The sequence below is a fragment of the Bacillus sp. FSL M8-0025 genome, assembly GCF_037975475.1.
GTDB lineage: Bacteria > Bacillota > Bacilli > Bacillales > Bacillaceae > Bacillus > Bacillus subtilis.
Map to the genome: position 1 here is coordinate 20,124 of NZ_CP150258.1, position 12,377 is coordinate 32,500.

Here is a 12,377-nt window from a genome sequence, read left to right on the forward strand (position 1 = left end):
TAAGCACAAATAAAGATCGAAAAGCGTTGATAGGAACTAGTAGGGAGCCTCTCTTTCTAAGAGAGCCGATGGTTGGTGCGAATCGGTGAAAGATGCTGTCTGAATCCATCCTTGAGCGAAATGCTGAAACAAGTAGGCATTTACGGGATAACCGTTATGTTTGAAAGTGGAAAACGAGTCTTTGATTTGTTTTCAATCAGGGTGGCAACGCGAGAGCTCTCGTCCCTTTATGGGGATGAGGGCTCTTTTTATTTTCGACAAATCAATAAAAAAAGGAGTGTTTCGCATGCTTGATACGAAAATGCTGAGAGCAAATTTTCAAGAAATTAAAGCAAAGCTTGTACACAAAGGCGAAGACTTAACTGATTTTGATAAGTTTGAGGCGCTGGATGATAGACGAAGAGAGCTCATCGGCAAGGTTGAAGAGTTAAAAGGAAAACGAAATGAAGTTTCTCAGCAGGTCGCTGTGCTGAAGCGTGAGAAAAAAGACGCGGATCACATTATTAAAGAAATGCGTGAAGTCGGCGAGGAAATTAAAAAGCTTGATGAAGAATTGCGAACAGTGGAAGCTGAGCTTGATACAATCCTTCTCTCAATCCCGAATATTCCGCATGAGTCTGTACCTGTCGGTGAAACAGAAGACGACAACGTAGAAGTGCGTAAATGGGGTGAAAAGCCTTCATTTGCTTATGAGCCGAAGCCGCACTGGGATATTGCGGATGAGCTGGGTATTCTGGATTTTGAACGTGCTGCCAAAGTAACAGGAAGCCGTTTCGTGTTCTATAAAGGCTTAGGTGCTCGTCTGGAGCGTGCGCTTTATAACTTTATGCTTGATCTGCATGTGGATGAGTATAACTACACTGAAGTGATCCCGCCATATATGGTAAACCGCGCAAGCATGACGGGAACAGGACAGCTTCCTAAATTTGAAGAGGATGCATTTAAAATCAGAGAAGAAGATTATTTCTTAATTCCAACGGCGGAAGTGCCGATTACAAACATGCATCGCGATGAAATCCTTTCAGGTGACAGCCTGCCGATCAACTATGCGGCATTCAGTGCTTGCTTCCGTTCTGAAGCTGGTTCAGCAGGACGTGACACACGCGGATTAATTCGTCAGCACCAATTTAATAAAGTTGAGCTTGTAAAGTTTGTGAAGCCTGAAGATTCTTATGAAGAATTAGAGAAGCTTACAAACCAAGCAGAACGGGTTCTTCAGCTGCTTGAGCTTCCATACCGTGTCATGAGCATGTGTACGGGTGACTTAGGCTTTACGGCTGCGAAAAAATACGATATCGAAGTTTGGATTCCAAGCCAAGACACATATCGAGAAATCTCTTCTTGCAGCAACTTCGAAGCGTTCCAGGCGAGACGTGCGAATATTCGTTTCAGACGTGAAGCGAAAGGCAAGCCTGAGCATGTACACACACTGAACGGTTCAGGACTGGCGGTTGGAAGAACAGTTGCCGCAATCTTAGAAAATTATCAGCAGGAAGACGGAAGCGTTGTGATTCCGAAAGTGCTTCGTCCTTATATGGGGAATAGAGAAGTAATAAAACCGTAAATTATGGAAAGGCGTGCCTGACAAGGTGCGCCTTTTTGCTTATGTAAACATGGCATTTTTATAAAAACAAAAAAAGTTTTTAAAAATGCTTGACCACACGAGAACATACGTGATATAGTAAGTCTTGTCGATACGGAGGAATACCCAAGTCCGGCTGAAGGGATCGGTCTTGAAAACCGACAGGGGTGTCAAAGCCCGCGGGGGTTCGAATCCCTCTTCCTCCGCCATATTGATTTTAATTCTAATGAAACACAAGCATATATTGGAGATTGTTTTGTCCGTTGCATTCGGTGCGGCGGATTTTTTATTTTAAAGAAAAAGTGAATCTCGACTGAGATTCACTTTTTTTGATTATCATGAATAACTGAAGCAATTTGATCTACAATATTTTCAATCGAGTTTTCGTCGTTCAGAAGATCATAATCTTCAATGCGAAGTTTTAAAACAGGGCAGGCATTAAAACCGCTTATCCAGTTCTCGTAGCGTGTATGCATTTCTTCCCAATAAGACCTGCTTGTCTGAAGCTCCATCTCACGGCCGCGTTGTTCAATCCGGTTTAAAATGTTCTCCAGATCTCCTTCTAAATAGATCAACACATCTGGGTGTGGGAAATACGGTGTCATTACCATTGCTTCGAAAAGGCTTGTGTAAGTCTTATAATCAACCTTTGACATTGTCCCTTTATCAGCATGCATTTTTGCGAAAATTCCTGTATCTTCATAAATCGAACGATCCTGTACAAAACCTCCACCGGCTTCAAAAATTGTTTTCTGTTCTTTGAAGCGTTCAGCTAAGAAGTAAATTTGAAGGTGAAAGCTCCAACGTTCAAAATCATGATAGAACTTTTCCAAATATGGATTATGATCGACTTCCTCCAAAGATGTTTTAAATCCAAGCCGTTTAGCTAAAGTTTTTGTTAAAGTCGATTTTCCGACACCTACTGTTCCTGCTACTGTAATAATTGAATTGTTAGGGATATGATGTTCCTTCATACGATAAGCTCCTTTACATGGGCGGCAATGCGTTCAAAGTCGCTCTTATTCAAAACGAAATCCTTTGAATCACCATCTACGGTTAACACTGTAAGTTCAGGGTCTGCTTCCTGCAGCTGCTTGATGGCGATTTCATAATCTGAAATCAGCTGCTCTAAATAGCTAGTTTCAATTTTTTTCTCAAAGGGGCGCCCGCGTTTTTCAATGCGGTGTAGCAATGTAGGCAGACTGGCCTTTATGTAAATGATGAAATTCGGCTTTGGCAGATCATCCGTTAGCAGGTGATAGATCTTTTTGTATTTTTCCAGCTGATGTGGAGACAAGGTGCGTTCCGCAAAAATCACATTTTTATAAATATGATAATCAGCTATTACAGGCTGTCCCTTTTTTAAAAAGTGATCACTGGTGTCTTCAAGCTGTTTGTATCTGTGACAAAGAAAAAACATCTCGAGCTGGAAGCTCCATTCCTCTATATTGTCATAAAACTTATCAAGGTACGGGTTATCCTCTACAATCTCATTGATCATAGGGAATCCGAACTCTTGTGAGAGCATCGTTGCGAGGGTTGTTTTTCCTGCCCCGATAGGACCTTCTATTGCAATAAAAGGGGCTGTATTCATCGGAATCCTCCTTATATCTGAAAAACGTGCGTCAGTTACCGACCTTCATATTGTATCACAACCCTTGGGTGCCCCCATGAAAAAAAGACGTTTCCAATTTATCGAAACGTCAATTTGACAACATTAAATTGATCAGACAGCAGCAGCCAGTTTTGCGGGAAGGAAAGACCCAGCTTCCAATAGCTGATGCCTCTTAAATTCAGTTCTTTAATCAGATTGAATTTTGCTTGGATTGAGCGGGCATCTTCGAACCATACCTCATGCCTTCTGTTTTGTGCATCAGTATAGCGGAAGAAAGGAGCTTGAGCGGTTTGGTCATACTGAATGGAAGCATTGTTCTGATCAGCTATGACAATGGCTTGCTGAGGGCTTACTGCTCTTGCCGGAGTTCCCCCTGCTTTATATGGCAGCGTCCAGTCATATCCATATAAATTCTGGCCCATGACGATTTTATTCGCAGGCATTTCAGTCAAAGCATATTCTATGACATCGCGGACAGGGCCAATTGGAGAAACCGCTTGAGGCGGCCCGCCGCTATAGCCCCATTCATATGTCATGAGAACAACAAAGTCGACAATTTGGCCATGTGCCCTGTAATCATGAGCTTCATACCATCTGCCCTGCTGTGTTGCACTTGTTTTAGGAGCAAGAGCCGTAGAAATTTCTAAGCCCTCTCGATGAAAAAGATCCCTTGCTTCGCGGAGAAATTGATTATAGGCCTCTCTATCCTGGGGCCGCAAATATTCAAAGTCGAAATGAATGTCACGGAAGCCATATCTCTTGGCATTCTCCACTATTTCATTTAGAAGCCTTCTTTTTACAGTTTCGTCGTTCAAAAGGATCCGGCCAAGTTCATCACTAAATGCCTGGTTTTCTAGGTTCGTTATAATCATCATCAATGTTGTATTTTGACTTTCTGTAATGCTCCTTAAATTCGTTAAAGGCGGTGCGACTAAGGTTCCGTTCCGCTGTGCCTGGAAGCTGAATGCGCCAAGGTACGTTAAGTAGGGCGACGCTTCTCTGGCCGCCTGCTGGAGATTTTCGCTGACTTGATTTCCTCGGGGCTCCAAATAAGCATTTGATTCGATGTCTCGTTTAGGAGCTGGAGGGATGTATAAACGGAAACCAATCTGAAGCACGGTATTTAACTGGATGCGGTTAACCCTTGCGAGCTCAGCTGCTGTTGTATTGAACTGCCGGGCGATGGATGTCAGGGTATCACCTCGCTTCACATCATAGAACTGGCCGGCTATTGGAATGACAATGGTTTGTCCGACAACAAGGCTGTCGGGATTCGGTATTTCATTCGTTTCAGTGATCTCATTTGCGGTTGTTCTGTATTGTGAAGCGATAGCAGAAAGAGTGTCGCCTTGTTTTACCACATAAATTTGAATGAAAAACGCCTCCTTTCATATCGCTATCAATGTATGAAAGAAAAGCGCTGATCATGTTTATTTTTCTGTAATTTGTTCTTCCGTCGTAATTTCTGCGAAAAGAACATTCTCCATCATAGTTAAGGCGAATTCGTTATCTTCGTCACTGTTTGACGCGATACAGTCCTTAGGAATCGTGATGCTGTATTCCCTCATATAAGCGTCATTAGCGGTAAACAGCACACATATATTGCCGGCTATACCTGTTAAGATAATATGTCTCACCTGCAACTCAGTAAGAAGGGTGTGAAGTGCAGTTTCGTAGAAAGCGGAATGTTTTGGTTTGATTAAAAAATAATCAGCATCTTCCGGGGCTATCTTAGTGATGATATCCTTGCTTCTTTCATTTGTGCATTCTTGCTGAATGTTTTTAATGTCAGCTTGCCAAAGTCCATAATGATCATTGATGTAAATAATCGGCCATTCATTTTGTCTCGCGTGCTCCTTTAATGATAAAATATGAGGAACGATTTTTTCTGTTTTTTTAGCGAGGGTTTCTCCCATATCGAATTCAAAATTATTGATCATGTCTACAATGAGAAGGGCTGTATCTGCTTTGGACAATCGACAGTCTCCTTTCCGTTTCAGTTATAGTTAATATGTAGCCTTTTTAGGCAATGAAAAAACTTTGAAAAGAGAGCTTATCCTTATGACACAAGATGAACTTTATATGAAAGAAGCAATTAAAGAAGCGAAAAAGGCTGAAGAGAAAGGTGAAGTGCCAATAGGTGCGGTGCTTGTCGTTAATGATGAAATTATAGCGCGTGCACATAATTTAAGAGAGACTGAGCAACGATCTATTGCCCATGCAGAAATGCTTGTGATTGATGAAGCGTGTAAGGCACTGGGAACATGGCGGCTGGAAGGTGCGACTCTTTATGTGACGCTTGAGCCTTGTCCAATGTGTGCTGGTGCAGTCGTACTTTCTCGAGTGGAAAAAGTGGTTTTTGGCGCATTTGATCCGAAAGGCGGCTGTTCAGGCACGCTAATGAACCTTCTTCAGGAGGAACGCTTTAATCATCAGGCTGAAGTGGTGAGCGGTGTACTTGAGAAAGAATGCGGCGGAATGCTCAGTGCGTTTTTCAGAGAACTAAGAAAAAAGAAGAAAGCCGCCAGGAAAAACTTGTCTGAATAGTACGGTTGCAATTTTTAGGGGAAACAGATATACTTAAGTGTGCATCGTAATAGATGCAACATAAAATTTGATATTTATTTTGCCGTGCTAAGCGGGGAGGTAGCGGTGCCCTGTACCTGCAATCCGCTCTAGCAGGGCCGAATCCCTTCTCGAGGTTCGTTTACTTTAAGGCCTGCCTTAAGTAAGTGGTGTTGACGTTTGGGTCCTGCGCAATGGGAATTCATGAACCATGTCAGGTCCGGAAGGAAGCAGCATTAAGTGAAACCTCTCATGTGCCGCAGGGTTGCCTGGGCCGAGCTAACTGCTTAAGTAACGCTTAGGGTAGCGAATCGACAGAAGGTGCACGGTAAATCAATCATCAAATTTTCAGACTCACCTAATATTAGGTGAGTTTTTTGTTATGTAAAAAGAGCTTTTGGAATCGAAACAAGGTTCATGTATAATGGGAATGATGAATAACGGAGGAGGGCAAACCCGTGAGTTACCAAGCTTTATATCGAGTATTCAGGCCTCAGCGCTTTGAAGATGTGGTCGGACAAGAACACATTACAAAAACGCTGCAAAATGCCCTTTTGCAAAAAAAGTTTTCTCACGCTTATCTGTTTTCCGGGCCTAGAGGAACCGGAAAAACCAGTGCAGCCAAAATATTTGCTAAGGCTGTCAACTGTGAACATGCTCCTGTTGATGAGCCATGCAACGAATGTGCGGCCTGTAAAGGGATAACAAACGGGTCAATATCCGATGTCATAGAAATTGACGCCGCTTCTAATAACGGTGTTGATGAGATTCGTGACATTCGCGATAAAGTGAAGTTTGCCCCATCGGCCGTCACATATAAGGTATATATCATAGATGAGGTGCATATGCTTTCTATCGGCGCTTTTAATGCATTACTAAAAACATTAGAAGAGCCGCCTGAGCATTGTATTTTCATATTAGCAACAACTGAACCGCACAAAATTCCTTTAACCATTATCTCTAGATGTCAGCGTTTTGACTTTAAACGAATTACCTCCCAAGCGATTGTAGGCCGCATGAATAAAATTGTTGATGCTGAACAGCTGCAAGTGGAGGAAGGATCGCTGGAAATCATCGCGAGTGCTGCAGACGGAGGGATGAGGGATGCCCTGAGCCTTCTTGATCAGGCCATATCATTCAGCGGCGATATCCTGAAAGTCGAAGATGCGCTTTTAATTACGGGTGCTGTTTCTCAATTATATATCGGGAAGCTTGCACAATCCCTGCATGATAAAAACGTTTCTGACGCACTGGAAACATTAAATGAATTGCTTCAGCAAGGAAAAGATCCAGCTAAGCTGATAGAAGATATGATTTTCTATTTCAGGGACATGCTGCTGTACAAAACAGCCCCTGGCTTAGAGGGAGTGCTTGAGAAAGTAAAAGTCGATGAAACGTTCCGGGAACTAAGTGAACAAATTCCGGCTCAGGCCCTATATGAAATGATTGATATTCTGAACAAGAGCCATCAGGAAATGAAATGGACAAATCATCCGCGTATCTTTTTCGAAGTGGCCGTTGTGAAGATTTGCCAAACCTCACATCAATCTGCTGCTGATCTCCCGGAAGTGGATATGCTGATGAAAAAAATCCAGCAGCTCGAACAGGAAGTAGAGCGGCTCAAAACAACGGGCATAAAAGCAGCTGCGGAAAGCCCGAAAAAAGAAGCGCCGCGTGTGCCAAAGGGCGGGAAATCCAATTACAAAGCGCCAGTAGGCAGAATTCATGAGATTTTGAAGGAAGCCACAAGACCGGATCTTGATCTGCTCAGAAACAGTTGGGGCAAGCTTCTTGCTCATCTCAAACAGCAAAACAAAGTATCACATGCCGCTTTGCTGAATGACAGTGAACCTGTGGCTGCCGGATCGGCGGCATTTGTTCTGAAATTCAAATATGAAATTCATTGTAAAATGGTCGCTGAGGATAACAACGGAGTCCGGACTAATCTTGAGCAGATTTTAGAATCGATGCTCGGAAAAAGAATGGATTTGATTGGCGTTCCAGAAGCACAATGGGGTAAAATAAGAGAAGAATTTTTAGAAGATCATCAGCAGGAAAATGAAGGATCAAATGAACCGGCTGAAGAAGACCCGCTTATTGCCGAAGCGAAAAAGCTTGTTGGAGCGGATTTAATTGAAATAAAAGACTAACAAAATGAAAGAGAGTGAATGCTATGCGTGGCGGAATGGGTAATATGCAAAAAATGATGAAACAAATGCAAAAAATGCAAAAGGACATGGCGAAGGCTCAAGAAGAGCTTGCAGAAAAGGTTGTTGAAGGAACTGCAGGCGGCGGTATGGTAACAGTAAAAGCAAACGGCCAAAAAGAAATCCTGGATGTTATCATCAAAGAAGAAGTCGTTGATCCTGAAGATATTGATATGCTTCAAGATTTAGTGCTTGCTGCAACGAATGAAGCTTTGAAAAAAGTTGACGAAATCACAAACGAAACAATGGGTCAATTTACAAAGGGAATGAACATGCCAGGTTTATTCTAGGGGGATAAAAGAACATGCAATATCCTGAACCAATATCAAAGCTGATTGACAGCTTTATGAAATTGCCAGGGATCGGACCGAAAACAGCGGTTCGTCTGGCTTTTTTTGTTCTAGGTATGAAAGAAGATGTAGTATTAGATTTTGCGAAAGCATTAGTAAATGCGAAACGCAACCTGACATATTGTTCAGTTTGCGGGCATATTACAGATCAGGACCCTTGCTATATATGTGAAGATACGCGCAGGGATAAGTCTGTTATCTGTGTTGTGCAAGACCCTAAGGATGTTATCGCTATGGAGAAAATGAAGGAATACAATGGACAGTATCACGTTCTTCACGGCGCTATTTCTCCAATGGACGGCATCGGACCGGAGGATATTAAAATACCAGAATTGTTAAAACGATTACAGGATGATCAAGTGACAGAAGTGATCCTCGCGACAAACCCTAATATAGAAGGGGAAGCAACGGCGATGTATATATCAAGGCTCCTCAAGCCGTCTGGTATTAAGCTCTCCCGTATTGCCCACGGACTGCCCGTCGGCGGTGATTTGGAATATGCTGATGAGGTCACTCTTTCTAAAGCACTTGAAGGAAGACGTGAATTGTAAGGAGGAAAAAGCGATCCATGGGTTTTCTTCGCAAGAAAACATTAAGAAGAGAGTTTGATGAAAAACTAACCGAGCAGCTTTTTAAACAAAAGGAAGAGTGGAACAGGCAAAAAAAGCTGGTTGAAAAAAGCTTAGAACCGTCTGCTGAAGTGTTATACGAACTGAAAGTAGCTGAAGCGAAGTATTTTTTTTACTTAAGGGAAGCGAAGCAGCGAAATTTAAAAATCAGCCGGTGGAAGTAAGTGGTCTAAACTCCTGGATCTTCTCATAAGCTTGTACTAGAACAAGCGAAGGAGATGAGAAGATTCATGGAGCCTATTTTTATTATTGGGATTATTTTAGGACTGGTTATTCTTCTTTTTTTATCAGGTTCAGCTGCGAAGCCTTTAAAGTGGATTGGCATCACAGCTGTTAAATTTGTGGCAGGTGCTTTGCTGCTGGTTTGTGTAAATATGTTTGGCGGCAGTCTTGGCATTCATGTGCCGATTAATCTGGTTACAACAGCTATCAGCGGAATTTTAGGGATACCCGGAATAGCTGCGTTAGTCGTTATTAAGCAATTTATCATTTAATTGATATTATGTATTGACTTAGACAACCGAAGGTGTTATTCTAGTATACGTCGCTGATGACGAACAGCTTTTTTGAAAAGAAAATGTTAAAAAGTTGTTGACAGTAGCGACGGTAAATGTTATGATAATAAAGTCGCTTAAACGAGCGGTAAACAAAGTTCTTTGAAAACTAAACAAGACAAAACGTACCTGTTAATTCAGTTTTTAAAAATCGCACAGCGATGTGCGTAGTCAGTCAAACTACTTTATCGGAGAGTTTGATCCTGGCTCAGGACGAACGCTGGCGGCGTGCCTAATACATGCAAGTCGAGCGGACAGATGGGAGCTTGCTCCCTGATGTTAGCGGCGGACGGGTGAGTAACACGTGGGTAACCTGCCTGTAAGACTGGGATAACTCCGGGAAACCGGGGCTAATACCGGATGGTTGTTTGAACCGCATGGTTCAAACATAAAAGGTGGCTTCGGCTACCACTTACAGATGGACCCGCGGCGCATTAGCTAGTTGGTGAGGTAATGGCTCACCAAGGCGACGATGCGTAGCCGACCTGAGAGGGTGATCGGCCACACTGGGACTGAGACACGGCCCAGACTCCTACGGGAGGCAGCAGTAGGGAATCTTCCGCAATGGACGAAAGTCTGACGGAGCAACGCCGCGTGAGTGATGAAGGTTTTCGGATCGTAAAGCTCTGTTGTTAGGGAAGAACAAGTACCGTTCGAATAGGGCGGTACCTTGACGGTACCTAACCAGAAAGCCACGGCTAACTACGTGCCAGCAGCCGCGGTAATACGTAGGTGGCAAGCGTTGTCCGGAATTATTGGGCGTAAAGGGCTCGCAGGCGGTTTCTTAAGTCTGATGTGAAAGCCCCCGGCTCAACCGGGGAGGGTCATTGGAAACTGGGGAACTTGAGTGCAGAAGAGGAGAGTGGAATTCCACGTGTAGCGGTGAAATGCGTAGAGATGTGGAGGAACACCAGTGGCGAAGGCGACTCTCTGGTCTGTAACTGACGCTGAGGAGCGAAAGCGTGGGGAGCGAACAGGATTAGATACCCTGGTAGTCCACGCCGTAAACGATGAGTGCTAAGTGTTAGGGGGTTTCCGCCCCTTAGTGCTGCAGCTAACGCATTAAGCACTCCGCCTGGGGAGTACGGTCGCAAGACTGAAACTCAAAGGAATTGACGGGGGCCCGCACAAGCGGTGGAGCATGTGGTTTAATTCGAAGCAACGCGAAGAACCTTACCAGGTCTTGACATCCTCTGACAATCCTAGAGATAGGACGTCCCCTTCGGGGGCAGAGTGACAGGTGGTGCATGGTTGTCGTCAGCTCGTGTCGTGAGATGTTGGGTTAAGTCCCGCAACGAGCGCAACCCTTGATCTTAGTTGCCAGCATTCAGTTGGGCACTCTAAGGTGACTGCCGGTGACAAACCGGAGGAAGGTGGGGATGACGTCAAATCATCATGCCCCTTATGACCTGGGCTACACACGTGCTACAATGGACAGAACAAAGGGCAGCGAAACCGCGAGGTTAAGCCAATCCCACAAATCTGTTCTCAGTTCGGATCGCAGTCTGCAACTCGACTGCGTGAAGCTGGAATCGCTAGTAATCGCGGATCAGCATGCCGCGGTGAATACGTTCCCGGGCCTTGTACACACCGCCCGTCACACCACGAGAGTTTGTAACACCCGAAGTCGGTGAGGTAACCTTTTAGGAGCCAGCCGCCGAAGGTGGGACAGATGATTGGGGTGAAGTCGTAACAAGGTAGCCGTATCGGAAGGTGCGGCTGGATCACCTCCTTTCTAAGGATATTATACGGAATATAAGACCTTGGGTCTTATAAACAGAACGTTCCCTGTCTTGTTTAGTTTTGAAGGAACTTTGTTCCTTGAATAAGTTAAGATGGGCCTGTAGCTCAGCTGGTTAGAGCGCACGCCTGATAAGCGTGAGGTCGGTGGTTCGAGTCCACTCAGGCCCACCATCTTATATAACGGGGCCTTAGCTCAGCTGGGAGAGCGCCTGCTTTGCACGCAGGAGGTCAGCGGTTCGATCCCGCTAGGCTCCACCAACGTGTTCTTTGAAAACTAGATAACAGTAGACATCACATTCAATTAGTAACACAAGATATCACATAGTGATTCTTTTTAACGGTTAAGTTAGAAAGGGCGCACGGTGGATGCCTTGGCACTAGGAGCCGATGAAGGACGGGACGAACACCGATATGCTTCGGGGAGCTGTAAGCAAGCTTTGATCCGGAGATTTCCGAATGGGGAAACCCACCACTCGTAATGGAGTGGTATCCATATCTGAATTCATAGGATATGAGAAGGCAGACCCGGGGAACTGAAACATCTAAGTACCCGGAGGAAGAGAAAGCAAATGCGATTCCCTGAGTAGCGGCGAGCGAAACGGGATCAGCCCAAACCAAGAGGCTTGCCTCTTGGGGTTGTAGGACACTCTGTACGGAGTTACAAAGGAACGAGGTAGATGAAGAGGTCTGGAAAGGCCCGCCATAGGAGGTAACAGCCCTGTAGTCAAAACTTCGTTCTCTCCTGAGTGGATCCTGAGTACGGCGGAACACGTGAAATTCCGTCGGAATCCGGGAGGACCATCTCCCAAGGCTAAATACTCCCTAGTGACCGATAGTGAACCAGTACCGTGAGGGAAAGGTGAAAAGCACCCCGGAAGGGGAGTGAAAGAGATCCTGAAACCGTGTGCCTACAAGTAGTCAGAGCCCGTTAACGGGTGATGGCGTGCCTTTTGTAGAATGAACCGGCGAGTTACGATCCCGTGCAAGGTTAAGCAGAAGATGCGGAGCCGCAGCGAAAGCGAGTCTGAATAGGGCGCATGAGTACGTGGTCGTAGACCCGAAACCAGGTGATCTACCCATGTCCAGGGTGAAGTTCAGGTAACACTGAATGGAGGCCCGAACCCACGCACGT

At 44.6% G+C, this 12,377-nt stretch carries 11 protein-coding genes, 3 tRNA genes, 2 rRNA genes, 1 other RNA gene and 1 other annotated feature (1 of these 18 only partly in view); of the genes, 13 read left to right on the top strand and 4 right to left on the bottom strand.

The features are described from left to right. Nucleotides 1-17 precede the first annotated feature (17 nt). Nucleotides 18-230: a binding site (T-box leader), on the top strand. Nucleotides 231-286: 56 nt separating this feature from the next. Together serS and MKX38_RS00095 are read left to right on the top strand one after the other, a co-directional pair. Further along, nucleotides 287-1,564, top strand: coding sequence for a serine--tRNA ligase (gene serS / locus MKX38_RS00090; protein ID WP_015253023.1), 1,278 nt, complete (start codon nt 287-289; stop codon nt 1,562-1,564). A 134-nt stretch (nt 1,565-1,698) separates the two neighbouring features. Then, nucleotides 1,699-1,791, top strand: a tRNA-Ser gene (locus MKX38_RS00095). Between the two features lie 111 nt (nt 1,792-1,902). On the opposite strand, the gene dck is transcribed toward MKX38_RS00095, so the two are convergent. The 4 genes from dck to MKX38_RS00115 form a co-directional block, all read right to left on the bottom strand. Continuing rightward, on the bottom strand, nt 1,903-2,556 hold the full coding sequence (gene dck / locus MKX38_RS00100; RefSeq protein ID WP_014478585.1) for a deoxyadenosine/deoxycytidine kinase: 654 nt from the start codon (nt 2,554-2,556) through the stop codon (nt 1,903-1,905). Further along, entirely contained in the window at nt 2,553-3,176 is a 624-nt protein-coding gene (gene dgk, locus MKX38_RS00105; protein ID WP_106611084.1) for a deoxyguanosine kinase, read from the bottom strand. Before dgk ends, dck begins: the two co-directional genes overlap by 4 nt. Nucleotides 3,177-3,274: 98 nt before the next feature. Next, on the bottom strand, nt 3,275-4,558 hold the full coding sequence (locus tag MKX38_RS00110) for a glycoside hydrolase family 18 protein (protein WP_167407778.1): 1,284 nt from the start codon (nt 4,556-4,558) through the stop codon (nt 3,275-3,277). Nucleotides 4,559-4,627: 69 nt separating this feature from the next. Next, nucleotides 4,628-5,173, bottom strand: a complete 546-nt coding sequence (locus MKX38_RS00115; RefSeq protein WP_003226786.1) for an isochorismatase family cysteine hydrolase — start codon at nt 5,171-5,173, stop codon at nt 4,628-4,630. Nucleotides 5,174-5,258: 85 nt separating this feature from the next. Between MKX38_RS00115 and tadA the strand changes: the two genes are divergently transcribed. The 11 genes from tadA to MKX38_RS00170 form a co-directional block, all read left to right on the top strand. Further along, entirely contained in the window at nt 5,259-5,744 is a 486-nt protein-coding gene (tadA, locus tag MKX38_RS00120) for a tRNA adenosine(34) deaminase TadA (protein WP_128992306.1), read from the top strand. Between the two features lie 82 nt (nt 5,745-5,826). Further along, an RNA gene (gene ffs / locus MKX38_RS00125) (signal recognition particle sRNA large type) lies at nt 5,827-6,091 on the top strand. A gap of 129 nt (nt 6,092-6,220) precedes the next feature. Continuing rightward, nucleotides 6,221-7,912 (top strand): DNA polymerase III subunit gamma/tau, encoded by a 1,692-nt coding sequence (gene dnaX, locus MKX38_RS00130; protein WP_076458822.1) that lies wholly within the window; start codon nt 6,221-6,223, stop codon nt 7,910-7,912. 23 nt (nt 7,913-7,935) lie between these two features. After that, complete coding sequence (locus tag MKX38_RS00135) at nt 7,936-8,259, top strand: YbaB/EbfC family nucleoid-associated protein (protein ID WP_003225427.1); 324 nt, start codon at nt 7,936-7,938, stop codon at nt 8,257-8,259. Nucleotides 8,260-8,273: 14 nt separating this feature from the next. Beyond that, nucleotides 8,274-8,870: a recombination protein RecR gene (gene recR, locus MKX38_RS00140; RefSeq protein ID WP_003225425.1), complete on the top strand. Its 597-nt coding sequence runs from the start codon at nt 8,274-8,276 to the stop codon at nt 8,868-8,870. A 17-nt stretch (nt 8,871-8,887) separates the two neighbouring features. Next, nucleotides 8,888-9,112, top strand: a complete 225-nt coding sequence (locus MKX38_RS00145) for a YaaL family protein (protein WP_003242387.1) — start codon at nt 8,888-8,890, stop codon at nt 9,110-9,112. Between the two features lie 66 nt (nt 9,113-9,178). Then, nucleotides 9,179-9,442: a sigma-K factor-processing regulator BofA gene (bofA, locus tag MKX38_RS00150; protein WP_003225421.1), complete on the top strand. Its 264-nt coding sequence runs from the start codon at nt 9,179-9,181 to the stop codon at nt 9,440-9,442. Between the two features lie 245 nt (nt 9,443-9,687). Further along, nucleotides 9,688-11,237, top strand: a 16S ribosomal RNA gene (locus MKX38_RS00155). A gap of 102 nt (nt 11,238-11,339) precedes the next feature. After that, a tRNA-Ile gene (locus MKX38_RS00160) sits at nt 11,340-11,416 on the top strand. A gap of 11 nt (nt 11,417-11,427) precedes the next feature. Then, nucleotides 11,428-11,503, top strand: a tRNA-Ala gene (locus tag MKX38_RS00165). Between the two features lie 81 nt (nt 11,504-11,584). Next, nucleotides 11,585-12,377, top strand: a 23S ribosomal RNA gene (locus tag MKX38_RS00170) (it continues 2,135 nt past the right edge of the window). Together the 16S and 23S rRNA genes with 2 tRNA genes alongside form the textbook arrangement of a ribosomal RNA operon.